The following is a 24,170-nucleotide window of genomic DNA, read 5'->3' as shown; positions in this document are numbered from 1 at the left end:
TAGTACGTGGGGGAAGGGCCCGGTGATCAGTCACACGCGCGTGAATGATCAGAACCGGCCACGCACGCGTGCACTCGGAAAAACGTCGCGGACCGTGACGATGGTTCCACCGGGTGGCACATCACACATCGCGGACGGACCGGATCAGGCCGACAGTGGGATCATGCGTGTCTCGCGAAGACGGCTCTTCCGAAGACGGCGGGGTACGCGCAGGCACCGCGCAGCCGGGACACCCGGCATAGCCGGACTGCCGCGCGCGGCCCGGGTGCTGCTCGGCTGCCTGCCGGGCGTCGCCGCCGTCGTGGCGCTGGTGCTGTGCGCCCACGGCGTCGAGCACGCCGCCGAGACCGGCGGCCGCACGGCGACGCACCGCCCCGCCGCCACGCCCCACACGGCCCCGCGCCCGCACATCGTGCCGCGATCGCAGTGGCTGGGCGACGCCGCCCGCAAGCAGCCGCGCCCGCGCTACGACGACCGGGTCGCCGCCGTCTTCGTCCACCACACCGACTCGCCCAACGGCTACGACTGCGCCGACGCGCCCCGCATCCTCCGCGACCTCTACACCGGCCAGACCGGCACCCGCGACTGGGACGACATCGGCTACAACTTCGTCGTCGACCGCTGCGGCACCGTCTACGAGGGCCGTGCCGGCGGTGTCGACCGGGCCGTCACCGGCGCCCACACCCAGGGCTTCAACCACGGCACCACCGGCATCGCCGCCCTGGGCACCTTCACCGCGGGCATGCCCGTGCCCCGGGCGATGATCCACTCCATCGCCGCGCTGTCCGCCTGGAAGCTGGGCCTGACCGGCACCGACCCGCGGGCGAGCGTCCGTCTGGTCTCCAGCAACGGCCTGAGCCGGTACGCGGCCGGCACCACCGCCGAGCTGCCCGCCCTCGCCGGCCACAACGACGGCTACATGACCAGCTGCCCGGGCGCCGCCCTGCACGCCCGGTTGCCGGAGATCAGGCGACTGGCCGCCCGCTTGCAGGGCCGGCCGGCGGGTCCACAGGAAGGCCACAGCCGGCGCGCAGGGTCCTCGGATCCCGGCGTCCTACGGTCACCATCACAGGCAGCCGACCGGAGGTGGGGACCATGAGCAACGGTGGTACGAGGAACCCGGGGATCCGAGCCGGGGCAGCCCCACGCGGCCCCTGGGCGGTGCTCTGCGCGGTCGCGACCGTCGTCCTGGGCCCGGCCGCGGCGACCGCGTCCGCCCTCGACCAGGCCAACGCCGCACCCTTGCACCACGCGGTCACGGCCGACCGGACGCAGGCGTACCCGCCGTCCGGCACGAGCCGCCGCCGGGCCGCCTGATCAGCCCCTGAAGCGTTCCCACAGCCGGGGATAGCGCTCGGCGAGCAGGTCCTCGTTCTCGAAGTCGAGCGGGGTGCCCTCGGGTTCCGGGGGCGCGGGCGGGATCCCCAGGTCCGGGGCGACCGTGCCGGTGAGCTGCTCGTAGGCCTCGTCCGCCGCGTAGCCGAGCTCCTCGCCGTCGCCGTCGATCTCCTCGTCGAAGTCGTCCAGCAGCTCGGCGAGCGAGTCCGGATCGTGCACGGCGCCCTCGAAGACATGGCGGCCCTGGCCGATCAGCCAGCACCGGAAGAAGTCGAAGGCGTCGTCGCTCGCCCCGTCGAGCAGCACCCAGGCGGCGCCCCACAGGTCCCAGCGGTAGGCACGGTTGTAGCGGGACTCGAAGTGCCGGGCGAAGTCCAGGACCGAGTCCGGGTCCTTCTGCGTGAGCCGCTCCACGAGCAGGTCGGCCTGCTCCTCCGGGTCGCCCTCGGCGCCCTCCCGGGTGTCGTCCACCAGCTCCCAGAACTCCGTCTCGTCCATCACGGGTCCAGCATCGGCCCTGGGGCACAGGGGCGCACCCGGAGTGCGCGCGATCGTTATACGCCGTCCCGGGGGTGGTACAGCCCGGCCAGCCGCAGCGCGTCCCCGGCGAACCGCTCGCGCAGGCTCTCGGGCACCAGTACCTCCACCTCCGGGCCCAGCGCCGTCAGCTGGGTGTGGGCGACCTCCTCGGACTCCACCGGAAGGGCCACCGTCACCCAGCCGTCGTCGCCCGGCGCGTCCGCGTCCGCCAGGGCCTCGCGGGCGGACAGCGAGTCGAGGGTGTACGGCAGCCGGCGCACACCCTCGGGGGACAGCCGGACCACGACCCGGGCCCGCAGGATGGACCGCGCGAACTGTTCCGCCCGCTCCTCCCAGAAGGCCGGCAGGTCGAACTCCGGCTCCCGCTCGAAGCGCTCCCCGGCCGTGTCCACCGCCGTGAACCGGTCGATCCGGTACACCCGGAAGGACCCGCCCCCGGCCACCCGTGCGCACAGGTACCAGACGCCCGCCTTCAGCACGAGCCCGTACGGCTCCAGCTCCCGGACGACCTCGTCCTCACCGCGCCGGTAGCGGGCGGTGACCCGCCGGTCGTCCCACACCGCGTCGGCGACCGCGGGCAGCAGCACGGGCGTCTTCGGCTCCTTGAACCAGCTCGGCGCGTCCAGGTGGAACCGCTGCGCCGCCGTTCTCGACGCGTCCCGCAAGGAGGGCAGGAGAGCGGCCGACACCTTCAGCTGGGCCGCCGAGGCGGCGTCCTCCAACCCCATCTCGCGCAGCGCCCCCGGCACCCCGGACAGGAACAGCGCCTCGGCCTCGCTGCGGTGCAGCCCGGTCAGCCGCGTCCGGTACCCGCCGACCAGCCGGTAACCGCCGGCCCGGCCCCGGTCCGCGTACACCGGCACACCCGCCTCCGACAGGGCCTGGGCGTCCCGTGTGACCGTCCGCTCCGACACCTCCAGCTCACGGGCGAGCTCGGCGGCCGTCATGGAGGGCCGGGACTGGAGCAGCAGCACCATCTTGATGAGCCGGGCAGCGCGCATGCAGCACATCATGCAGGAGGAGGCCCCCGCCGCAGCGGGAGCCTCCTGTCCTGCAGCTCTTACAGACCGTACTTCGCGCGCGCTTCCTTCACGGCTGTCGCCTTGACCTCGCCGCGCTTGGCGAGCTGGGCCAGTGCCGCGACGACGATCGACTCGGCGTCGACGCCGAAGTGGCGGCGGGCCGCCTCACGGGTGTCCGAGAGGCCGAAGCCGTCGGCGCCCAGCGAGGACCAGTCCTGCTCGACCCACTGCGCGATCTGGTCCGGGACCTGGCGCATGTAGTCGGAGACCGCCAGCACCGGGCCCTCGGCGCCCTGGAGCGCCTGCCGGACGAACGGCATCCGCTCCTCGCCGCGCAGCAGCGCCTCGTCCGCCTCCAGGGCGTCCCGGCGCAGCTCGCTCCAGGACGTAGCCGACCACACGTCGGCCGCCACACCCCACTCCTCGGCGAGCAACTGCTGCGCCTTGAGCGCCCAGTGGATCGCCGTACCGGAGCCCAGCAGCTGGATCCGCGGGGCGTTGGCCGGAGGCGTGATGCCCGCCGACTCCGCCGTGTTGAAGCGGTACAGGCCCTTGACGATGCCCTCGTCGATGCCGTCCACGGACGGCTTCGCGGGCTGCGGCAGCGGCTCGTTGTAGACCGTCAGGTAGTAGAAGACGTTCTGGTCCTCACCCGGGGTCGCCTCGCCGTACATCCGGCGCAGGCCCTCCTTGACGATGGCCGCGACCTCGTACGCGAAGGCCGGGTCGTACGTCAGCGCCGCCGGGTTCGTCGCCGCGATGACGGGGGAGTGGCCGTCGGCGTGCTGGAGGCCCTCACCGGTCAGCGTCGTACGGCCCGCCGTGGCGCCCACGAGGAAGCCGCGGCCGAGCTGGTCGCCGAGCTGCCACATCTGGTCGGCCGTGCGCTGCCAGCCGAACATCGAGTAGAAGATGTAGAACGGGATCATCGTCTCGCCGTGCGTCGCGTACGACGTCGAAGCGGCGATGAAGTCGGCCATCGAACCGGCCTCGGTGATCCCCTCGTTGAGGATCTGGCCGTTCTGGGCCTCCTTGTAGTACATCAGCTGGTCGCGGTCGACCGGCTCGTACGTCTGGCCCTTGGGCGAGTAGATGCCCAGGGACGGGAAGAGGCTCTCCATACCGAAGGTGCGCGCCTCGTCCGGGACGATCGGCACCCAGCGCTTGCCGGTCTCCTTGTCGCGGACCAGGTCCTTGACCAGGCGGACGAACGCCATGGTGGTGGCCACGTTCTGCGAGCCGGAGCCCTTGTCGAAGGAGGCGAACGCCTTCTCCGCCGGGGCGGGCAGCGGCGCGACCGGGTGGACGCGGCGGGCCGGGGCCGGACCGCCGAGGGCGGCACGCCGCTCCTGGAGGTAGCGGACCTCGGGGGAGTCGGCGCCGGGGTGGCCGTAGGGGACCACGCCGTCGACGAACGCGCTGTCGGAGATCGGCAGTTCCAGCAGGTCGCGCATGTTCTTGAACTCGTCCACCGAGAGCTTCTTCATCTGGTGGTTGGCGTTCTTCGACGCGAAGCCCTCGCCGAGGGTGTGGCCCTTGACCGTCTGGGCCAGGATCACGGTCGGCGCGCCCCTGTGCTCGACGGCCGCCCTGTACGCGGCGTACACCTTGCGCGCCTCGTGACCGCCGCGCGAGAAGTGGAAACACTCGAGGATCTTGTCGTCGCTCAGCAGCTTCGCCATCTCCGCCAGCGCCGGGTCGCCGCCGAAGAAGTCCTGGCGGATGTAGGCCGCGTCGCGGGTCTGGTACGTCTGGATCTGCGCGTCCGGTACCTGGCGCAGACGGCGTACGAGCGCGCCCGTGGTGTCGAGCCGGAACAGCTCGTCCCAGGCCGTGCCCCACAGCGTCTTGATGACGTTCCAGCCGGCGCCGCGGAACTGGGCCTCCAGCTCCTGCACGATCTTGAAGTTGGCGCGGACCGGGCCGTCGAGGCGCTGGAGGTTGCAGTTGATGACGAACGTGAGGTTGTCCAGCTCCTCACGGGCCGCCAGCGCGAGGGCCGCCGTCGACTCGGGCTCGTCCATCTCGCCGTCGCCGAGGAACGCCCACACGTGCGAGGCGGAGGTGTCCTTGATGCCGCGGTTGGTGAGATAGCGGTTGAAGCGCGCCTGGTAGATGGCGGAGAGCGGGCCCAGACCCATGGAGACGGTCGGGAACTCCCACAGCCAGGGCAGGCGGCGCGGGTGCGGGTAGGAGGGCAGGCCGTTGCCGCCCGACTCGCGGCGGAAGTTGTCGAGCTGCTCCTCGTTCAGACGGCCGTCGAGGAACGCGCGGGCGTAGATGCCGGGGGAGGCGTGGCCCTGGATGTAGAGCTGGTCGCCGGAGCCGTCGGCCTCTTTGCCTTTGAAGAAGTGGTTGAAGCCGGTCTCGTACAGCCAGGCGGCGGAGGCGAAGGTGGCGATGTGGCCGCCGACGCCGTACTTGCTGCCCCGGGTGACCATCGCGGCCGCGTTCCAGCGGTTCCACGCGGTGATCCGCTGCTCCATCGCCTCGTCACCGGGCACGGCCGGCTCGGCGGCGGTGGGGATGGAGTTGACGTAGTCCGTCTCCAGGAGCTTCGGCAGCGCGATGCCGGCGCCCTCGGCACGCTCCAGCGTGCGCCGCATCAGGTACGCGGCACGGTGCGGCCCGGCCGCCTCGGTCACCGCGTCCAGGGAGGCCTGCCATTCGGCGGTCTCCTCCGGGTCCCGGTCCGGGAGCTGGTCGAGCTCGCTCGGCTGGATGGCGTTGGGGTCGGTCATGTCGCCGCCTTCCTCAGTCGAAGGGGGTTCCCTCACGTAAGGGGATCGGGGGTGCCCTTTGTCTTTGGCAGGACAGGGCTGGAGCTTGGGTGGCAAGCCCGTCGGCGACTGTAACTCGCTGATCGATGATCGATCAAAGGGTTGAGGAGCAAAACCTCTTGATCACGAGAAAGTAGGCACGGGGTGCCTCCGGAGGTGGCACGCGGTGACGGGTTTTCGAAGGGTTTTCGCAGGTCGGAGGCGTTTGAGCGGGTGTGTGCTCGGGTGTCACGCCCGGGGCGCGCAGCCCAGGACGTGCGCCTTCACGAGTTCCGCGATCCGGGGGTCGCGGCGCTTGAAGGCGGCAACCAGCTCCTCATGCTCCTCGGCGTACGACTGCTGCTGCGTGCCCAGCCAGCGGATGGACAGGGCCGTGAACACCTCGATGCCGAGGCCTTCCCAGGTGTGCAGCAGGACGGAGTTGCCCGCCGCGCGGACCAGTTCGCGGTGGAAGGCGACGGTGTGACGGACCTGGGCCGTGCCGTCGGACATGCGGTCGGCCTCGTACAGGGCGCTGACGTGGGGCTCCAGGGCCGAGCAGTCCTCCGACAGGTTCTGGGCCGCCAGCTCCGCCGCGATGGCCTCCAGACCGGCCCGGACCGGGTAGCTCTCCTCCAGGTCGGCGGCGGTCAGGTTCCGTACGCGGACGCCCTTGTTCGGAGCGGACTCGATCAGGCGCAGGGACTCCAGCTCGCGCAGGGCCTCGCGTACGGGTGTCTGGCTGACTTCCAGCTCCGTGGCGATGCGCCGCTCCACGATCCGCTCACCCGGCTGCCAGCGTCCGCTGATGATCCCCTCCAGGATGTGCTCGCGGATCTGCTCGCGCAGCGAGTGGATGACGGGCGCGGTCATGAAGGCTCCTTAGGCGGGATTGACGTTTAGACAATACGGCCGGTTCGCTCCGTGGGTGAGACCGACGAGGGTGCTGTCGTGCAGGTGAGATGAGGCGCACACGGTGCCTGTGACGCGTGTGAGCTCGGGCCGGACGGCCTTCGGGCGGTCGCGGGTCGTTTGTGCTTGATCGCGCAGTTCCCCGCGCCCCTCAGGTACGACGGTGCCCCGCCCGGGAAATCCGGACGGGGCACCGTACAGCCGTGAGGAAGGTCAGAGGCCGAGCTCGACCTCGAACTCGCCCGCCTCCAGGATGGCCTTGACCGCCGTCAGGTAACGGGCCGCGTCGGCGCCGTCCACCAGGCGGTGGTCGTAGGACAGGGTCAGGTACGTCATGTCGCGGACGCCGATGACCGGGCCGTCCTCCGTCTCGATGACGGCGGGGCGCTTGACCGTGGCGCCGATGCCGAGGATGGCCACCTGGCCCGGCGGCACGATGATCGTGTCGAAGAGCGCGCCGCGCGACCCGGTGTTGCTGATGGTGAAGGTCGCGCCGGACAGCTCGTCCGGGGTGATCTTGTTGGCGCGGACCTTGCCCGCCAGCTCGGCCGTGGCCTTGGCGATACCGGCGAGGTTGAGGTCACCGGCGTTCTTGATGACCGGGGTCATCAGGCCCTTCTCGGAGTCCACCGCGATACCGATGTTCTCGGTGTCGAAGTAGGTGATGGTCCCCTCGGCCTCGTTGATCTTGGCGTTGATGGGCGCGTGCGCCTTCAGCGCCTGGGCCGCGGCCTTGACGAAGAACGGCATCGGGGAGAGCTTGACGCCCTCTCGGGCGGCGAAGGAGTCCTTCGCCCGGCCGCGCAGCTTCATCAGGCGGGTGACGTCGACCTCGACCACCGAGGACAGCTGGGCCTGCTCGTGCAGGGCCTTGACCATGTTGTCGCCGATGACCTTGCGGATCCGCGGCATCTTGATGGTCTGGCCGCGCAGCGGGGACGCCTCCAGCACGGGGGCCTTCTTGGCGGCGGCCGGAGCGGCCGCGGCCGGAGCCGGGGCAGCGGCGGCGGCCTTGGCGGCCTCGGCGGCGGACATGACGTCCTGCTTGCGGATACGGCCGCCGACGCCGGTGCCCTTGACGGTGGACAGGTCGACGCCGTGCTCGGCGGCGAGCTTGCGCACCAGCGGGGTGACGTAGGCGCCGTCGTCGGCCGGCTGGGCGGCGGCCGGAGCGGCCGGTGCCTGGGCCGGAGCCGGGGCGGGAGCAGGAGCGGCCGGCGCCGGGTCGGGAGCCGGGGTGACCTGCTGCTGCGGAGCCGGGGCCGACGGAGCCTGCGGGGCCGGGGCGGGCTGGGCCGGAGCCGGAGCAGGAGCCGGGGTGGGCTCGGGCTGCGCCGGGGCGGCCGGGGCCTCCTGCGCCGGGGCGGCGGCCGGAGCGGCACCCGCCTCGCCGATGACGGCGAGCTTGGCGCCGACCTCGGCGGTCTCGTCCTCGCCGACCACGATCTCCAGCAGCGTGCCGGAGGCGGGCGCCGGGATCTCGGTGTCGACCTTGTCGGTGGAGACCTCGAGCAGCGGCTCGTCGGCCTCGACGCTGTCACCGACCGACTTCAGCCAGCGGGTGACGGTGCCCTCGGTGACGGACTCGCCCAGCGCGGGCAGGACCACGTCCGTGCCCTGGGCGGAGCCGCCACCGGCGGCGGCGTCGGCGGTGGGAGCGGGCGCCGGGGCGGCCTGCTCGGTGGACGGGGCGGCCGCGGCCGGCTCGGGAGCGGGCTCGGCGACCTGCTCGGCGGCCGGGGCCGGGGCGGCAGCGGGCGCGCCCGTGCCGTCGTCGATGACGGCCAGCTCGGCGCCGACCTCAACGGTCTCGTCCTCGGCGACCTTGATGGACGCCAGGACACCGGCGGCGGGCGAGGGGATCTCGGTGTCGACCTTGTCGGTCGAGACCTCGAGCAGCGGCTCGTCGGCCTCGACGCGCTCACCCTCGGCCTTCAGCCAGCGAGTGACAGTGCCCTCGGTGACGCTCTCTCCGAGCGCCGGAAGGGTTACGGAAACCGCCATGGTTTCGGTTGCTCCTTACGGAAAGTGCGGAAGTCTGTGTCGTCGCTTCGTCGACCGAGGGATCAGTCGTGCGAGTGGAGGGGCTTGCCGGCCAGGGCCAGGTGGGCCTCGCCGAGCGCCTCGCTCTGCGTCGGGTGCGCGTGGATGAGCTGGGCGACCTCGGCCGGCAGCGCCTCCCAGTTGTAGATCAGCTGGGCTTCGCCGACCTGCTCGCCCATGCGGTCGCCGACCATGTGGACGCCGACCACGGCACCGTCCTTGACCTGGACGAGCTTGATCTCGCCCGCGGTGTTCAGGATCTTGCTCCGGCCGTTGCCGGCGAGGTTGTACTTCAGAGCGACAACCTTGTCCGCGCCGTAGATCTCCTTGGCCTTGGCCTCGGTGATACCGACGGAGGCGACCTCCGGGTGGCAGTACGTCACCCGCGGGACACCGTCGTAGTCGATCGGAACGGTCTTCAGGCCGGCCAGGCGCTCCGCCACCAGGATGCCCTCGGCGAAGCCGACGTGCGCGAGCTGGAGGGTCGGGACCAGGTCGCCGACGGCGGAGACGGTCGGGACGTTGGTGCGCATGTACTCGTCGACCAGGACGTAGCCGCGGTCCATGGCGACGCCCTGCTCCTCGTAGCCCAGGCCCTGGGAGACCGGGCCGCGGCCGATGGCGACGAGCAGGATCTCGGCCTCGAACTGCTTGCCGTCGGCGAGGGTGACCTTGACACCGTCCTGGGTGTACTCGGCCTTCTCGAAGAAGGTGCCCAGGTTGAACTTGATGCCGCGCTTGCGGAACGCGCGCTCGAGAAGCTTGGAGGAGTTCTCGTCCTCGACCGGGACGAGGTGCTTCAGGCCCTCGACGATGGTGACGTCGGTGCCGAAGGACTTCCACGCGGAGGCGAACTCGACGCCGATGACACCGCCGCCGAGGATGATCGCGGACTTCGGCACGCGGTCCAGGACGAGGGCGTGGTCCGAGGAGATGATGCGGTCGCCGTCGATGTCCAGACCGGGCAGCGACTTCGGTACGGAGCCGGTCGCGAGGAGCACGTGGCGGCCCTGGACGCGCCGGCCGTTCACGTCGACGGAGGTCGGGGAGGACAGCCGTCCCTCACCCTCGATGTAGGTCACCTTGCGGGAGGCGACGAGCCCCTGGAGCCCCTTGTAGAGGCCGGCGATCACGCCGTCCTTGTACTTGTGGACGCCGGCGATGTCGATGCCCTCGAGGGTGGCCTTCACACCGAACTGCTCGCTCTCGCGGGCCTGGTCGGCGATCTCACCCGCGTGCAGCAGGGCCTTGGTGGGGATGCATCCTCGGTGCAGGCAGGTGCCGCCGACCTTGTCCTTCTCGATCAGGGCGACGTCCAGGCCCAGCTGTGCCCCGCGCAGGGCCGCGGCGTAACCACCGCTGCCACCGCCGAGGATCACTAGGTCGAAAACGGTGCTGGCGTCGTTCGCCACGTCACGTCCTCCATGCATGTGCGCCGTACGCCGGTCTTCACTGACCGGCAGGCGGCTGGTGTCCGGCCGCTCGTTCTTCGGCCCTTCGGTGGGGCCCTGTCCTGCCGAGCCCCATCTTCGCACTTGTCAGCACAGAAGGAGACGCCGGGCTGCTGTGTGAGACGCCCCACGTTGCAACAGGGGGCGGGGAACCGCGCGAACAGCCCCCACGCCCCCGCACTCGCCGCACAACCGGCGAGAGGCGAGCTCTCAGGCGGGACTCAGCCCAGATCACCCGCGGCCGTCAGCTCGGCGAGCCGGACCAGCGTCCGCACGCCACTGCCCGTGCCGCCCTTCGGCGTGTACCCGAACGGTCCGCCCTCGTTGAACGCCGGCCCGGCGATGTCGAGGTGCGCCCAGGTGATGCCCTCGCCCACGAACTCGCGCAGGAACAGACCGGCGACCAGTCCGCCGCCCATCCGCTCACCCATGTTCGCGATGTCGGCCGTGGGCGAGTCCATCCCCTTGCGCAGGTGCTCCGGCATCGGCATCGGCCACGCCGGCTCCCCGACCTCCTCCGCGGCCTCGTACAGCGCCGTGCGGAAGGCGTCGTCGTTGCCCATGATCCCGAACGTCCGGTTCCCCAGCGCCAGCACCATCGCCCCGGTCAGCGTCGCGACGTCCACGATGGCGTCCGGCTTCTCCTGGGACGCCGCCCACAGGGCGTCGGCCAGCACCAGCCGGCCCTCCGCGTCGGTGTTGAGCACCTCCACCGTCTTGCCGCTGTACATCCGCAGCACGTCACCCGGACGGGTCGCGGAACCGGAGGGCATGTTCTCGGCCAGGGCCAGCCAGCCGGTGACGTTGACCTCCAGGCCGAGGCGCGCGGCGGCGACGACCGCGGCGAACACGGCGGCCGCGCCGCTCATGTCGCACTTCATCGTCTCGTTGTGACCGGCCGGCTTCAGCGAGATGCCGCCCGAGTCGTACGTGATGCCCTTGCCGACGAAGGCGAGGTGCTTCTTCGCCTTGGAGGAGGTGTACGACAGCTTCACCAGGCGCGGACCGGCCGCCGAGCCCGCCCCGACGCCGAGGATGCCGCCGTAGCCGCCCTTCTCCAGGGCCTTCACGTCGAGCACCTGCACCTTGATGCCGTGCTCCTTGGCCGCGGCCTGGGCGATCGCGGCGAACGACTCGGGGTTCAGGTCGTTCGGCGGCGTGTTGACCAGGTCGCGGGCGCGGTTGAGCTCCTCGGACACGGCGACGGCACGCTCGACGGCGGCCTTGTACGCCTTGTCGCGTGGCTTGCCGCCGAGCAGGGCGACCTCGGCGAGGGGGGCCTTGCCGTTCTTCGCCTTGGGGTCCTTGCCGTTGTCCTTGTAGGCGTCGAAGGAGTAGGCGCCGAGCAGCGCGCCCTCTCCGATCGCGCCGGCGTCGGCGGCGTCGGTCAGGGGGAGGGCGAAGGCGGCCTTCTTGGACCCGGTCAGGGCGCGGGCGGCGATGCCGGCGGCCTTGCGCAGGGCCTCGGAGTCGTAGGCGGTGTCCTTCTCGGGCACCGGGCCGAGGCCCACCGCCAGCACGAGCGGTGCCTTGAAGCCCGACGGTGCCGGCAGCTTCGTCACCTCGCCCTCGGCACCGGAGGCGCCGAGGGTCTCCAGAACGCCGGCGAGCCTGCCGTCGTACGCCTTGTCCACGGCCTCGGCGCCCGGTGCGACGACCGGCCCCTTGGCACCCTTGGCGACACCGATCACGATGGCGTCGGCCCGCAGACCGGGCGCCGCGGCGGTGCTGAGAGTGAGAGCAGTCACGGTGGTGAAATCTCGCTTCCGATGTGAAGTTGCTGTGGTCGAACGGTGTGGGTCGACCGGGCCCGACAGCCGACCCTATTGCGACCTCAGGGTTCGGGTATCGCGGGGCCTTCCCCGGTGCGGCGAACACTCGACGACGAGACTACGCGCGTGGCCGTGTTCGCTCATTCCTGCGGGCGTTCACCTGACAGTGGCGTAGTGGCCATTTCTTGATCCTCCATGTCGGTGAACTGAGTCACACTCGTCGGGATCCGGTGAGCGCCCTGCTCGCCGCTTTGCATGATTTCCACGGATCCTCCTCTGTTCGACCGCAAGGGGATCTCTGGGATCTTCAGGGGGAGGAACCATGGCGCAGCGTGCGCGCAGGTGGAGAAACACGGCCGCCGCGGTGACGGCGGCGGGCATGATCACGGCCGGGGCGGTGGCGCCGGGGGCGGCGGCCGCGGAGGCACCACGCATCGATCTGAAGGTGCTGGTGGTGGACAACGGCGACAGCTCCGTCCGGGCCGTCACCGCCCAGCTGAAGAGCACGGGCGTCCCGTACACGACCGTCGACCTGAACGACGCGGACCGGCCGAAGATCACCGAGTCGTTCCTGAGCGACACGGTCGACGGCCGCCCCCGCGCCAAGTACCAGGGCGTCGTCCTGCCGAACGAATCCCCGTTCGGCGCGGGCTCCGCCGAGCAGACCGCCCTGGAGACCTACGAGCGGACGTACGGCATCCCACAGGTCGACGCCTACACGTGGGCACACCCGGAGGTCGGCCTCGACTACACCAGCGAGGGTGGCTGGGCGGGCACTCTCGACGGGCGCGAGGCATCCGTCACGGCGGCCGGGAAGGCGGGCTGGTTCGGCTATCTCGACGGCGCGTTCCGCTTCGAGGACAACTCGGCGTCCGTTCAAGAGAGTTACGGCTACGTGGCCCGGCCCCGCGCCGGCTTCACCAGCTACGTCGACATCCCCGTGCCCGGCGGCACCGGCCGCGGCAGCCTCGTCGGCGAGTACGCCCACGACGGCCGCCGCGAACTCGTCGTGACCTTCGCCTACAACGGCAACCAGCAGCAGTTCCGGCTGCTGGCCCGGGGCATCGTCGAGTGGCTCACCCAGGGCGTGCACCTGGGCCGGACCCGCAACTCCTTCGCCGTGCACGTCGACGACGTGTTCGCCCCGGACAGCCGCTGGGACACCGAGCGCGACTGCACCCCGGGCGACTTCGACTGCGCGGGCGGCGACGGCGAGGGCACCACGCCGATCCGCATGACCGCGGACGACGCCGCCCACGCCGCCCAGTGGCAGCGCGAACACGGCTTCACCATGGACATGGTCTACAACGCCGGCTCCGGCGAGGAGTGGAAGACCGAGCACGGCGGGACCGACGCGCTGACCGACCGGCTGCTCGCCGACAAGGCGCAGTACCGCTGGGTCAACCACACCTACACGCACCCCTTCCTCGGCTGCGTACAGGACACCTCCACCGTGCCGTGGAGCTGCGCGAAGAACGCCGACGGCTCGACCAAGTACATGAGCCGCGCCGAGATCGCCGCGCAGATCCGCGACAACCACGCCTGGGCCGTGAACAAGGGCCTTCCCGTCGACCGCACGGAACTGGTCACCGGTGAGCACTCGGGCCTGAAGACGCTGCCGCAGCAGCCCGCCGACAACCCCAACCTGGCCGGCGCGCTCGCCGACACCGGCGTCAGGTGGGTCGCCTCGGACAACTCCCGCGAGCCCGAGCAGCGCGCGATCGGCAACGCCCGCACCGTCCCGCGCCACCCGATGAACGTGTACTACAACGTGGGCACGGCGGCCGAGATGGCCGACGAGTACAACTGGGTCTACACCTCGCGGGCCGACGGCGGCAGCGGCGTCTGCGAGGACAACCCCACCTCGACCTGCCTCGACGAGCCGCTCGACCCCGCCACCGGCTACGCCGAGCACATCGTCCCGCAGGAGGCGCGCACCGCCCTCGGACACGTCCTCGCCGGCGACCCCCGGCCGCACTACGCGCACCAGTCCAACCTGGCCGAGGACCGGCTGCTCTACCCGGTCATGGAGAAGGTGCTGGACGACTACCGGGCCCTGTTCGCCGACAACACCCCGCTGGAGAACCCCCGGCACAGCGCCATCGGCACCGAGGTGCAGCGCCGCGCCGCCTGGCAGACGGCCCTGGCCAACGGCCGTGTCACGGCGTACCGCATCGGCAACACGGTCACGGTCACGGCACCGTCAGGCACCCAGATCCCGGTGACCGCGCCCGACGGCACGCAGAAGCAACTGCTGCTGGGCACCAGCGCGTTCGGCACGCCGTACGCGGGGTCCCGCTCGGCCTGGACGACCCCGGCAGCACTCCAGTCGGCTCTGACACTGAAGCTGCCCTAGAGCCTTTAGGGGCGCGGGGCCGTATTTGATATGCGGCTCCGCCGCGGGGGCGCGACCAGCCCACACGAAGCCGCACTCGGCATCCGGGCAAGCAGTTCCCCGCACACCATCCGCAACACAGGGGGAAACACGCATGAGGCGAACAGGCCGTCATGTCACCATGCTCACGGAAGGCACCTACCCACACGTCCACGGCGGCGTCAGCACCTGGTGCGACCAGCTCGTCAAGGGCATGCCCGAGGTCGACTTCCACCTCGTCTCGCTCACCGGCAGCGGCCGCGAACCCGTCACCTGGGAGCTGCCGCCCAACGTCTACGCGCACACCCCGGTCCCCACCTGGGGCCCGCGCCCCGGCCGCAGAAGGCCCCCGTACGGCAGGGCCCGCCGCCGCTTCACCGAGACCTACGAGCGTTTCCTGCTCTCCTTCCTCGACCCCGGCTCGCACGCCGACTTCGGCGAGTCCCTGAACGAGCTGGCCGAACTCGCCCGGGACGGACGCCTGCCGGCGGCCCTGCGCACCGAGTCGGCGCTGCGGTCGCTGATGTGGATATGGACGATGCCGCACCTGCCGACGGCCGCCGCCCGCCCCACCGTGCACGACGCGCTGACCGCTACCGACCTGCTGGAACACGCCCTGCGCCCACTCGGCGTCCGCATCCCCGAGGAGTCCGTCGCGCACGCCGTCAGCAGCGGCCTCGCCACCCTGCCCGCGCTCGCCGCCCGCCACCTGGACGGCGTGCCGTTCCTGCTCACCGAGCACGGCATCTACCTGCGCGAGCGCTACCTCGGCTACCGCCGTGACGCCCAGCGCTGGCCCGTGAAGGCGTTCATGCTGGGCTTCTACCGGGAGCTGAACTCCTACGGCTACCGTGCCGCCGACCTGATCACGCCGTGCAACCAGTACAACCGCCGCTGGGAGGAGCGCGGCGGCGCCGACGCCGACAGGATCCGCACCGTCTACAACGGCGTCGACCCGGCCGCCTTCCCGCACGCCGGCCCCGAGCCGGGGGTCCCCACCCTGTCCTGGTGCGGCCGGATCGACCCCATCAAGGACCTGGAGACCCTGATCCGCGCCTACGCGATGGTGCGCGCCGAGATCCCGGCGACCCGGCTGCGGCTCTTCGGTCCGGTCCCGCCCGGCGGCGAGGCCTACCGCACCCGTCTTGAGAAGCTCGCCGCAGAGCTGGGCGTCACCGACGGCCTGACCTTCGAGGGCCGCATCACCGAGGTCTGGCGGGCCTACGCGGCCGGGCACCTCGTCATGCTGTCGTCGATCTCCGAGGGCTTCCCGTTCTCCATCATCGAGGCCATGTCGTGCGGCCGTACGACCGTGTCGACGGACGTCGGCGGAGTGCGTGAGGCCGTCGGCGACACCGGCCTCGTGGTGCCCCCGCGCGAGCCGGAGAAGATGGCCGCCGCCGCGCTGACCCTGCTCAAGGACGACGAACGGCGCCTGGAACTCGGCCGGTTGTCGCGCCAGCGCGTCATCGACCGGTTCACGCTGCGCCGCTCGGTGGACGCCTTCCGCACCATCTACAAGGAACTCGCGGGCGGGGACGAGGTGTACGAGCCGACGCTGGAGACCGTCGCCGACTGGACCCTGGAACTGCGCGACCCCTGGTACGCGGCCGTCGCGACGGACGGGGCCGGCTGGTGAGCGGAAGCGTCTGGCTGCCCCCGGGCTCCCGCCCGGACACCCTCCCCGGCATTCCCCGGCAGCGCACTCCGAGCTGGGCCCAGCCCGACCCGGTCGACGAACTCGCCGTCCGGCTGGAGGACTTCATAGCCGCTGCCGTCCACCCGGACGAGATAGCCGCGCTCCTGGAGTCCGACGGCCTCTCCGACGACCGGATACGCGAACGGTACGGCGTGAAGAACTCCTTCGCGCTCGCCGAGACCCTCTACGAGCGGGTCGAGCGCCGCTACCCCGAGCCCGACGGCCCCCTCCACGACCCCTGGCGGATCGGCCTGCTCGGCTGCCTGCTGCGCGGTCTCGTCTTCGCCCTGCCCGGCCTCGCCTACGTCCTCGGCGCGCCCCTGTTCACGGGCCCCGGCGATTTCGGCCTCCCCGCGGGCACGGTCCCGCTCCTGGCCGGCGCCCTGTGCGGCTGGACGTGGAACCAGGGCCTCGCCCACCGGGCGTACGCCTGGCTGGGCCTGGGCGACCGGACGGCCGCCCGGCGGGCCCTGCTGCTCGGCGCCCCGGCCGGCGCGCTCCTCGGCTCGCTGGTCGCCCTGGCGTTCGCGGGCGGCGCCGCCCCGGCCGTGGTCGCCTTCGCCGCCGGGCAGTCCTGCTACCTGGCGGCGGCGACCGTGCTGCTGGTGATGGGCCGCGAACGGTTCCTGCTGGCCGCGCTCGCGCCGATGGCGATGGGCGCGGTCCTGTCCCTGGCCGACCCGCTGCCCGAGGCCGTGAGCCTGGCCCTGCTGCTGGGTTCCCTGACGGCGGTCGCGGCCCTCGCCGTCCGCGAAGTGGCACCCGCCCTCAAGGAACCGGGTGAGGGCGGCTGGACCGCCGGCCTCGTCGCCCTGCTGCCCTTCGGCGGGTTCGGCACCACCCCCGCGCACCGGCGCCCCGCCGGACCCCGGCTCGCGGGCTCCCTGCCGTACGCCCTGTTCGGGCTGGCCACCGGCGTCCTCGTGCTGTACGCGGCGCTCGGCGACGTCCTCGCCGGGGAGACGGACAGCGCGGTCGCCGCGCCAGCCGCCGTGGCGCTCACCCTCAGCATGGGCCCCGCCGAGTGGCTGCTGTACCGCTTCCGCAGCGACAGCCTCGCCGGACTGCGCTCCAGCAGCACTCCCCAGGACTTCTGGCGCACCACGGTCCTGACCGTCGCCCAGTGCCTGGCCGCCTACCTCGCCGCGCTGCTCGCGCTGAGCCTCACCACCTCCCTCCTGTGGCCGCACTCCCCGGTCCCGGGCGGCGTCCGGCTGGCCGGGCTGCTCCTGCTGGGCGTGGTCCTGTGGACCGGCCTGCTGCTCCAGTCGTTCGGCGCGGTGACCGGCGCGACGGCGGTGTGCTGCGCCGCGGCACTCGTCCAGACCCTGCTCATCGCCACCCGCACCGGCGACCCGCACACGGCGGGCCTGGCCGTGTACGGCGCGGCGGCCGTCGTCCAGGCCGTCCTGGTGTGCGCGCTGCTGGGGAGGGCAACCGCCCACCGATGAGCACTCTCCTGGTCCCGTACTACGAGCACCCGTCCGCCCGCCCCGCCGAATGGGAGGCGATCCTGGCCGCAGCGCCCCGCCTCTACGGGGTCGTCCTCAACCCGGCCAGTGGCCCCGGCGACCGCTCCGACGCGGCCTTCGCCGAGGTCGCCGGCCGGCTGAAGGCGGCGGGCGTCCGGTTGCTGGGGTACGCCGACACCGACTACGGCCGCCGCGCCGCCACCGACGTCGTCCGCGACCTCACCCGGCACCGAGACTGGTACGGCACCGACGGCGCCTTCCTCGACCAGGTCCCGGCAGGGCCCGAACAGTTCGAGCACTACCAGAGGCTGGCGGTGGCCGCCTGGGGCGTCGGCTGCGGCACCCTCGTCCTCAACCACGGCACGGCACCGCACCCCTGCTACGCTCGCATCGCCGACGTCCTCGTCACTTTCGAGGGCACCTGGGCCTCCTACCAGGCCCTGCCTGACCAGCCCTGGCCGGGCGGCGGCGGGGTGCGGCTGTGCCACCTGGTGTACGGCGTACCGCCCGGCGCCGACCCCGAGGGCCTGGCACGGGAGCGGGGCGCGGCGGTGCACTGCGCGGTGCCCGGCACCGGAGATCATCCTTGGGGCACACTGCCGTACACCCTGCACAACCCGGAGAACGCCCCGTGAGACGCCCCCTGCTATCCGCCCTGCTCGTCCTGCTGCTCGCGGGCTGCGCCCAGGGCCCCGACGACAAGCCCGGCCCCCGCTGGCAGCCCCGCCCCGGCACGGCCTGGCAGTGGCAGCTCAGCGGGCGTCTGGACACCTCCGTCGACGTGCCGGTCTACGACATCGACGGCTTCGACCACTCCGAGGCCACCGTCGCCCGGCTGCACCGCGAGGACCGCAAGGTCATCTGCTATCTGTCCACGGGCGCCTGGGAGGAGTTCCGACCGGACGCGGAGAAGTTCCCGAAGGCGGTCCTCGGCCGGGGCAACGGCTGGGAGGGCGAACGCTGGCTCGACATCCGCCGCACCGACGTCCTGGAGCCGCTCATGGCGGCCCGCATGGACATGTGCCGCGACAAGGGCTTCGACGCGGTGGAGCCCGACAACATGGACGGCTACCGCAACGACACGGGCTTCCCGCTGACCGCCGCCGACCAGCTCCGCTACAACCGCCTCATCGCCCGCCTGGCCCACGAGAGGGGCCTGGCCGTCGGCCTGAAGAACGACCTGGACCAGATCCCGGAACTGGTCGGGGACTTCGACTTCGCGGTCAACGAACAGTGCGCCCAGTACGGCGAGTGCGGGGCGCTGAAGCCGTTCGTCGAGGCGGGCAAGGCCGTCTTCCACGTCGAGTACGAGGTGCCCACCGGCCGCTTCTGCGCCGAATCCCGCCGCCTACGCCTGAGTTCACTGCTCAAGAAGCACGAACTAGGGGCGTGGCGACAGGAGTGCTGAGCGCGAGCCCGGTGACCTCCGTGCCCGCCACCCGGTCGGCGAGGGACCGGCGGGCGGGGGAGAGGACCGGCAGCGCGTTCAGCAGGAACAGCACCACCGCGACCGCCCACACCAGCACCGACAGCATGACCTGCCCCTCGACCAGCAGCACACAGGCCACCGCGTACACGGCGACGTCCGCGACGGTGGTGACGGCGGCCCGCAGCGCCGCCCGGCGCGGCCGCCGCGGCGTGACCCTCAGCCCGGCCAGGCCCTTGCCGACCGTCCGCCCGGCCAGGGCCAGACACGCCCACTGGTAGAGGAACACCGTCAGGACCAGCAGCCCGAAGGCCTGCTCGACGTACAGCACCGACTTGTCCCACAGCCTCAGCCCCAGGTCCTGGGAGGCGTCGAGCACGTCGCCGCGCGAGGTCAGCAGTTCGAGTCCGCTGCGGGTGGCGAGCTCGGGCACGTCGGTGACGAGCGCGGAGACCCGGTGGAAGGTGAGCATCGCGAGCGCCGAGGCCAGCGCCACCACCAGCGCGAAGTCGACGGACCAGGCCACGGCACGGCGCAGCTTCGGCGTGAACATCCCCCGATCACTTGTCTGTTCGGGGCAGGAAGCTAGCGGCTGGGCTGCCCGGGCAGGAGGGGAACGAGGAGATCGTTTCAGCCCAGTGACAGAACGACCAGCGCCGTGGTCGCCGCCGTCTCGGCGAGGCCGCCGAACACGTCCCCGGTGATGCCGCCGAAGCGGCGCGTGCAGTGCCGCAGGAGTGCTTCGGCGGCGGCCAGGGAGAGCAGGACCGCGAGCGCGGTGCGGGCGACGTCGTACGGTCCGAAGACGGCGGCGACCGCCGCGGCCGCGCCCGTGACGGCGACGCCGGCGAGCAGCGCGCCGCGGACCGGCACCACACCCGCGACCGCCGCCCCCAGCCCTTCCGGCCGCGCCGCAGGCACCCCGGCCCGGGCCGCGAGGGTCAGGGCCAGCCGGGCGACCGTCGCCGAGACGACGGCGGCGCACGCGCCCCGGGCCCAGGAGGCGTCGTAGGCCTGGGCGAGCGCGGCGACCTGCGCGAGCAGGGCGAGGACGAGGGTGATGACCCCGAACGGCCCGATGTCCGACTGCTTCATGATCCGCAGGGCGTCCTCGGCGGGCTTCCCGCTGCCCAGCCCGTCGGCGGTGTCCGCGAGCCCGTCGAGGTGCAGTCCCCGGGTCAGGGCGGCGGGGACGGCGACGGTGGCCACGGCGGCGAGCGGCCCGCCCGCACCGAGGAACAGCAGCACCAGCCCGACGGCGGCGGCGGCCGCTCCGATCGCGAGCCCGGTCAGCGGAGCGCACAGCATGCCGCCGCGCGCGGCCTCCCGGTCCCACCGGGTCACCCGGACCGGGAACACCGTGAGGGTGCCGAAGGCGAAGCGGAGACCGTCGAGGGGCGAGGTTCTGGGCACCGGCGCAGGCTACCGGCCGGTCAGAAGAGCGGATGCGGTGGCCGAGGATAAAGTTCACATATGGGATGGCTGGAGCGGAACATCATCGAACCCGGCAAGCTGCCGCTGCTCCTCGCCCTCGTCTCCTTCGTGCTGACGTTCCTGATCACCCGGGGCATCACCCGCCTCATCCGGGCGGGCAGGGGACCCTTCCGCAACGTCAGCGGCAGCGGTGGCCTCCACATCCACCACGTGGTCCCCGGCGTCATCCTGACGATCGTCGGCGGCTTCGGCGCGGTGGCCGGAGGGCAGCACGGCTTCGGCTCGGCGCTGGCCGCGGTGATCTTCGGCATCGGCGCGGGCCTCGTCCTCGACGAGTTCGCCCTGGTCCTGCACCTGGCCGACGTCTACTGGACCGAGGCCGGCCGCAAGAGCGTCGAGATGGTCGTCCTCACCGCCTCCCTCGTCGGGCTGCTCCTGATCGGCTTCTCGCCCCTGGGCGTCAACGACCTCTCGGACGACCAGGAGCAGAACCGCGCCACCGTGATCGGGAACGTCGTCGTGAACTTCGTGTTCGCCCTCATCGCCCTGTTCAAGGGCAAAGCCCGCATCGCGGTCTTCGGCGTGATCGTCCCCGTCATCGCCCTGATCGGTGCCGTACGACTGGCCCGCCCCGGCTCCTACTGGGCCAAGCGCTTCTACCGGCGCCGCCCCCGCGCCCGCGCCAAGTCCAGCCTGCGGGCCTACCACCACGACCGCCGCTGGCTGGGCCCCCGGCGCGCGTTCCAGGACTGGATCGGCGGCGCGCCCGACCCCGAGCCGGCCCGGTCCCTCGAACACCGCTGACGCGCCGCCGGCGCACCCCGCCGACCGCGCACACCACCAGCACGGCCGCGATCGCCGCCAGATGCTCCTTGCCCGCCAGGTTCTCCTTCAGGGCGACCTCGGCCACCATCGCCACGATCACCGCCACCGCCGTGAAGTAGGCGCGGTAGCGCCATCCCAGGTAGACGGCCAGCCCTACGACGGCCGCCGACGGCCCGGTGTCCACGACCCGCGCGTCCGCGGCGGGCAGCCCCAGCGGGACGTCCGGGCCCAGCCGGACGCCCAGACGGGCGTACAGCGTCCCCGCGAGCGTCGCGAGGTACGCCATGAGCAGCGTCCGCCGTCGCCCCAGGCAGAGCTCCGCGACACCGAACACCAGCAGGATCTGCGCCAGCGCGCCCCACACCGGCAGGTCCAGCGCGGGCACGAAGAGCGACAGCGGCGTCCGCAGGAGCGCGAGCCACAGCGGGTCCTCGGCCCGTACCGCACCGACGTCCTGCACGAACCGGTAGCCCCACGGCCGGCTGTGCGCGAAGTGCAGCGCGGCCGTGAGGCACACGGCCGCGATGGCCATCGGCACGGCGCGCAGGCGCCGTTCGCACAGTGGCCCGCGCACGGCCGCGTACAGCGGCCCCCATTCGGCGCGGGCCCAGCGGGCGAGCGTGGTCATCGGGTCGTCCTCGTCCGGTGTCGGTACATGGGCGAAGACCGACCGGAGGGGGACGAAGTTGAGCCAGGTGTGCGTGACCTGGATCTCCCGGAACGCTACTGCTCGGAGGGAACCTCAGAAGCCTCCGGGACCTCAGGGGCCTCGGCACTCTCCAGTGCCTCGGACTCCTTCGGCTGCTCGGGCAGCTCCGCCGCCAGCGCGGCCGCGGCCTGCACCAGGGGGAGCGCGAGCAGACCGCCCGCGCCCTCGCCGACGGTCACGCCCTGGGTCAGCAGAGGTTCCAGGGCCATCCGGTCCAGCGCCTTGGCCTGCCCGGGCTCGCCGCTGTCGTGCGCGGCCAGCCACCAGTCCGGCGCCCGGAACGCGATCCGCTGGCCGACCAGCGCGCACGCGGCCGTCACGACCCCGTCGAGCACCACGGGCATCTTCCGCACCGCGCTCTGCAGCAGGAAGCCCGTCATCGCGGCGAGGTCGGCCCCGCCCACCGTCGCCAGCAGCTGCAACTGGTCCCCGAGCACCGGCCTGGCCCGGCGCAGCGCGTCGCGGATCGCCGCGCACTTGCGCATCCACGCCAGGTCGTCGATCGCCAGCCCGCCCCGGCCGGTGACGACGGACGCGTCGACCCCGCACAGCGCCGCGACCAGCACGCCCGCCGCCGTGGTCCCGCCGACGCTCACATCGCCGAGCACCACCAGATCCGTACCGGAGTCGGCCTCCTCGTCGGCCACCGCGACCCCGGCCCGGAACGCCGCCTCGGCCTCCTGGAGGGTCAGCGCGTCCTCGACGTCGATGCGCCCGCTGCCGCGCCGCACCCGGTGCCGTACGACGTCCTCGGGCAGGGCCTCCGGGTCGCAGTCCAGGGCCATGTCGACGATCCGCACCGGCACGCCCAGCCGCCGCGCCAGCACCGACACGGGCCGGCCGCCCTCCAGCACCTCCCGCACCAACTCCCCGGCGCCGCCCGCGGGCCGGGCCGAGACGCCCAGCTCGGCGACGCCGTGGTCACCGGCGAAGAGCACCACCCGCGGCCGTTCGATCGGCCGCACCGGCACGGCGGACTGCGCCGCCGCCAGCCACTCACCCAGGTCGTCCAGGCGGCCCAGCGACCCGGGCGGCACGATCTGCCGCTCCCGGCGCGCCTCGGCGTCACGGCGTACCCCGCCGTCCGGACGCTCGATCAGATCGGTGAAGTCGTCGAGATTAAGCGAGCTCATTCGCCGAACAGTACCGGCACCGCTCGAACAGCAGGGCGCCACATCACGACTCCGCGGCGGCGACGTCGTTGCACCCCGGATCGGCATCCCATACGTTCCGGTTTGCAGCGGATTGTCATACGTCGTTCGTCGGACGTCCCTGCCGTACGCCTTCGCGCCCGGGAGCCGCCCATGACCGCACATCCCGCCCCCTCCGCACCTCCCTCACCCCAAGCGACGACACCGGCGCACGAGCCGCGCCGAGAGGACTGCCCCTGGTGCGGCTCGGCCCGGCTGCGGAACCGGCTGCGCACCGGTGACCTGCGGCAGTACAAGCCGGGCAGCTTCACCGTCGACGAGTGCCGGGACTGCGGCCACACCTTCCAGAACCCCCGCCTCACGTTCGAGGGCCTCGCGCTCTACCACCGGACGGTGCGCGGAGCGCCCAGGGACGTTGCGGCCGACACCCTCCTCGCGCTGCGCGGCAGCCGGCTCCGCCACCGCTCGGCCGCCCGCGCGATGCTCCGCTTCGGGGAGCCGGAGAGCTGGCTGGACGTGGGGACGGGCCACGCCCGCTTCCCCGCCACGGCCCGGGAGTTCTTCCCCTACACCTCTTTCGACGGCCTCGACCGCACCCCGCGCGTGGTCCGCGCCCGCTCTGCCGACCGCGTCGAGGAGGCCCACGTGGGCCGCCTGACGGACCCCCGGATCTCGGCTCCACTGCGCGCCCGCTACGACGTGGTCAGCATGCTCCACCACCTGGAGGGCGTCCCCGACCCCCGCGCGGAGCTCCACGCCGCCCTCGAAGTCCTGCGCCCCGGCGGCCACCTGCTCATCGAGACCCTGACTCCCCGCAGCGTGTACGCCGCGCTACTGGGCCGCTGGTGGCTCGCCTACGACCAGCCCCGCCACCTGCACCTGCTCCCCCCGCAGAACCTCCGCGCGGAACTGGAGGCGGCCGGCTGCACGATCGCGCTCCTGGACCACCGCCCCGTCCACATTCCCCACGACCTCTCCGGCGCCACGGCCCTGGCCCTCTCCCACGCCCTCCCCGCCCCCGACACCCCCTGGCGAGCGATCCCCCCACCCATGGCCCAGCAACACCTCCGCGAGGCCCTGCTTCGAGCCGGTATCCCCTTGGTGGCCCTGGCGGCGCTGGCAGACCACCTCATCGCCCCACTGACCCGCCGCACCCGCTTCGCGAACACGTACCGCTTGATCGCCCGCAAACCGACCCAGCCGGGCTGCGGGCAGTCGTAGTCGTCCCAGGGCGTGTCCCCGG

Annotated in this window: 20 protein-coding genes; 9 read left to right on the top strand and 11 right to left on the bottom strand. The window is 72.3% G+C overall.

Features of this window, described 5'->3' with window-relative positions; genetic code table 11:
• Positions 1 to 265: 265 nt before the first annotated feature.
• Positions 266 to 1,099, top strand: coding sequence for a peptidoglycan recognition protein family protein (locus ABFX81_RS11515; protein WP_086853245.1), 834 nt, complete (start codon positions 266 to 268; stop codon positions 1,097 to 1,099).
• Positions 1,096 to 1,317, top strand: coding sequence for a hypothetical protein (locus ABFX81_RS11510; RefSeq protein WP_086853248.1), 222 nt, complete (start codon positions 1,096 to 1,098; stop codon positions 1,315 to 1,317). The genes ABFX81_RS11515 and ABFX81_RS11510 overlap by 4 nt, the downstream gene beginning before the upstream one ends.
• On the opposite strand, the gene ABFX81_RS11505 is transcribed toward ABFX81_RS11510, so the two are convergent.
• The 8 genes from ABFX81_RS11505 to ABFX81_RS11470 all read right to left on the bottom strand — a co-directional run bounded on the left by ABFX81_RS11505 (position 1,318) and on the right by ABFX81_RS11470 (position 12,103).
• Positions 1,318 to 1,839: a DUF4240 domain-containing protein gene (locus ABFX81_RS11505; protein ID WP_346138006.1), complete on the bottom strand. Its 522-nt coding sequence runs from the start codon at positions 1,837 to 1,839 to the stop codon at positions 1,318 to 1,320.
• Positions 1,840 to 1,892: 53 nt separating this feature from the next.
• The gene (locus ABFX81_RS11500; RefSeq protein ID WP_086853258.1) at positions 1,893 to 2,879 is read right to left on the bottom strand and encodes a WYL domain-containing protein; all 987 of its coding nucleotides are present in this window, start codon (positions 2,877 to 2,879) and stop codon (positions 1,893 to 1,895) included.
• Positions 2,880 to 2,938: 59 nt separating this feature from the next.
• Positions 2,939 to 5,641 carry a pyruvate dehydrogenase (acetyl-transferring), homodimeric type gene (gene aceE / locus ABFX81_RS11495; protein WP_086853252.1) on the bottom strand — a complete coding sequence of 901 codons (2,703 nt, stop codon included), beginning with the start codon at positions 5,639 to 5,641 and terminating at the stop codon, positions 2,939 to 2,941.
• Positions 5,642 to 5,908: 267 nt separating this feature from the next.
• A complete protein-coding gene (locus tag ABFX81_RS11490; RefSeq protein WP_086853254.1) occupies positions 5,909 to 6,532 on the bottom strand; it encodes an FCD domain-containing protein in 624 nt (207 codons plus the stop codon).
• Between the two features lie 252 nt (positions 6,533 to 6,784).
• Positions 6,785 to 8,575, bottom strand: coding sequence for a 2-oxoglutarate dehydrogenase, E2 component, dihydrolipoamide succinyltransferase (gene sucB, locus ABFX81_RS11485; RefSeq protein ID WP_346138005.1), 1,791 nt, complete (start codon positions 8,573 to 8,575; stop codon positions 6,785 to 6,787).
• A 62-nt stretch (positions 8,576 to 8,637) separates the two neighbouring features.
• Positions 8,638 to 10,026: a dihydrolipoyl dehydrogenase gene (gene lpdA, locus ABFX81_RS11480; RefSeq protein WP_086850449.1), complete on the bottom strand. Its 1,389-nt coding sequence runs from the start codon at positions 10,024 to 10,026 to the stop codon at positions 8,638 to 8,640.
• Positions 10,027 to 10,286: 260 nt separating this feature from the next.
• A complete protein-coding gene (locus ABFX81_RS11475; RefSeq protein WP_086850448.1) occupies positions 10,287 to 11,813 on the bottom strand; it encodes a leucyl aminopeptidase in 1,527 nt (508 codons plus the stop codon).
• A 164-nt stretch (positions 11,814 to 11,977) separates the two neighbouring features.
• A complete protein-coding gene (locus tag ABFX81_RS11470; RefSeq protein ID WP_346138004.1) occupies positions 11,978 to 12,103 on the bottom strand; it encodes a hypothetical protein in 126 nt (41 codons plus the stop codon).
• A 56-nt stretch (positions 12,104 to 12,159) separates the two neighbouring features.
• Between ABFX81_RS11470 and ABFX81_RS11465 the strand changes: the two genes are divergently transcribed.
• From ABFX81_RS11465 to ABFX81_RS11445, 5 genes are all read left to right on the top strand, one after another.
• Positions 12,160 to 14,193 (top strand): hypothetical protein, encoded by a 2,034-nt coding sequence (locus ABFX81_RS11465; RefSeq protein ID WP_086850447.1) that lies wholly within the window; start codon positions 12,160 to 12,162, stop codon positions 14,191 to 14,193.
• Between the two features lie 133 nt (positions 14,194 to 14,326).
• The gene (gene pelF, locus ABFX81_RS11460; protein WP_086850446.1) at positions 14,327 to 15,850 is read left to right on the top strand and encodes a GT4 family glycosyltransferase PelF; all 1,524 of its coding nucleotides are present in this window, start codon (positions 14,327 to 14,329) and stop codon (positions 15,848 to 15,850) included.
• Positions 15,847 to 17,361: a hypothetical protein gene (locus ABFX81_RS11455; protein ID WP_086850445.1), complete on the top strand. Its 1,515-nt coding sequence runs from the start codon at positions 15,847 to 15,849 to the stop codon at positions 17,359 to 17,361. Before pelF ends, ABFX81_RS11455 begins: the two co-directional genes overlap by 4 nt.
• A complete protein-coding gene (locus tag ABFX81_RS11450) occupies positions 17,358 to 18,017 on the top strand; it encodes a spherulation-specific family 4 protein (RefSeq protein ID WP_086850444.1) in 660 nt (219 codons plus the stop codon). The genes ABFX81_RS11455 and ABFX81_RS11450 overlap by 4 nt, the downstream gene beginning before the upstream one ends.
• A complete protein-coding gene (locus ABFX81_RS11445) occupies positions 18,014 to 18,790 on the top strand; it encodes an endo alpha-1,4 polygalactosaminidase (protein WP_086850443.1) in 777 nt (258 codons plus the stop codon). The genes ABFX81_RS11450 and ABFX81_RS11445 overlap by 4 nt, the downstream gene beginning before the upstream one ends.
• Here ABFX81_RS11445 and ABFX81_RS11440 read toward each other — a convergent pair.
• Positions 18,750 to 19,361: an RDD family protein gene (locus ABFX81_RS11440; protein WP_346138003.1), complete on the bottom strand. Its 612-nt coding sequence runs from the start codon at positions 19,359 to 19,361 to the stop codon at positions 18,750 to 18,752. The two genes, ABFX81_RS11445 and ABFX81_RS11440, sit on opposite strands and share 41 nt — an antisense overlap.
• Before the next feature lie 77 nt (positions 19,362 to 19,438).
• Entirely contained in the window at positions 19,439 to 20,221 is a 783-nt protein-coding gene (locus tag ABFX81_RS11435; RefSeq protein WP_086853403.1) for an adenosylcobinamide-GDP ribazoletransferase, read from the bottom strand.
• A gap of 60 nt (positions 20,222 to 20,281) precedes the next feature.
• Between ABFX81_RS11435 and ABFX81_RS11430 the strand changes: the two genes are divergently transcribed.
• A complete protein-coding gene (locus tag ABFX81_RS11430) occupies positions 20,282 to 21,046 on the top strand; it encodes a hypothetical protein (protein ID WP_086853404.1) in 765 nt (254 codons plus the stop codon).
• 744 nt (positions 21,047 to 21,790) lie between these two features.
• Here ABFX81_RS11430 and cobT read toward each other — a convergent pair.
• The gene (gene cobT / locus ABFX81_RS11420) at positions 21,791 to 22,909 is read right to left on the bottom strand and encodes a nicotinate-nucleotide--dimethylbenzimidazole phosphoribosyltransferase (protein WP_086853405.1); all 1,119 of its coding nucleotides are present in this window, start codon (positions 22,907 to 22,909) and stop codon (positions 21,791 to 21,793) included.
• Positions 22,910 to 23,080: 171 nt separating this feature from the next.
• On the opposite strand from cobT, the gene ABFX81_RS11415 reads away from it, so the two are divergent.
• The gene (locus ABFX81_RS11415; RefSeq protein WP_346138002.1) at positions 23,081 to 24,148 is read left to right on the top strand and encodes a class I SAM-dependent methyltransferase; all 1,068 of its coding nucleotides are present in this window, start codon (positions 23,081 to 23,083) and stop codon (positions 24,146 to 24,148) included.
• Positions 24,149 to 24,170: the final 22 nt, after the last annotated feature.

This window comes from Streptomyces coeruleofuscus (assembly GCF_039532725.1).
Taxonomy (GTDB): Bacteria; Actinomycetota; Actinomycetes; order Streptomycetales; family Streptomycetaceae; genus Streptomyces; species Streptomyces coeruleofuscus.
The sequence above is the reverse complement of the archived record's forward strand: the minus strand, read 5'-3'. Positions and strand labels throughout refer to the sequence as shown.

Bases quoted from the DNA above. Each gene is read 5' to 3' on its own strand.
- ABFX81_RS11510 (WP_086853248.1), top strand. From the start codon at position 1,096: ATGAGCAACGGTGGTACGAGGAACCCGGGGATCCGAGCCGGGGCAGCC.
- ABFX81_RS11500 (WP_086853258.1), bottom strand. From the start codon at position 2,879: ATGCGCGCTGCCCGGCTCATCAAGATGGTGCTGCTGCTCCAGTCCCGG.
- aceE (WP_086853252.1), bottom strand. From the start codon at position 5,641: ATGACCGACCCCAACGCCATCCAGCCGAGCGAGCTCGACCAGCTCCCG.
- ABFX81_RS11490 (WP_086853254.1), bottom strand. From the start codon at position 6,532: ATGACCGCGCCCGTCATCCACTCGCTGCGCGAGCAGATCCGCGAGCAC.
- sucB (WP_346138005.1), bottom strand. From the start codon at position 8,575: ATGGCGGTTTCCGTAACCCTTCCGGCGCTCGGAGAGAGCGTCACCGAG.
- ABFX81_RS11465 (WP_086850447.1), top strand. From the start codon at position 12,160: ATGGCGCAGCGTGCGCGCAGGTGGAGAAACACGGCCGCCGCGGTGACG.
- pelF (WP_086850446.1), top strand. From the start codon at position 14,327: ATGAGGCGAACAGGCCGTCATGTCACCATGCTCACGGAAGGCACCTAC.
- ABFX81_RS11450 (WP_086850444.1), top strand. From the start codon at position 17,358: ATGAGCACTCTCCTGGTCCCGTACTACGAGCACCCGTCCGCCCGCCCC.
- ABFX81_RS11440 (WP_346138003.1), bottom strand. From the start codon at position 19,361: ATGTTCACGCCGAAGCTGCGCCGTGCCGTGGCCTGGTCCGTCGACTTC.
- ABFX81_RS11430 (WP_086853404.1), top strand. From the start codon at position 20,282: ATGGGATGGCTGGAGCGGAACATCATCGAACCCGGCAAGCTGCCGCTG.
- cobT (WP_086853405.1), bottom strand. From the start codon at position 22,909: ATGAGCTCGCTTAATCTCGACGACTTCACCGATCTGATCGAGCGTCCG.
- ABFX81_RS11415 (WP_346138002.1), top strand. From the start codon at position 23,081: ATGACCGCACATCCCGCCCCCTCCGCACCTCCCTCACCCCAAGCGACG.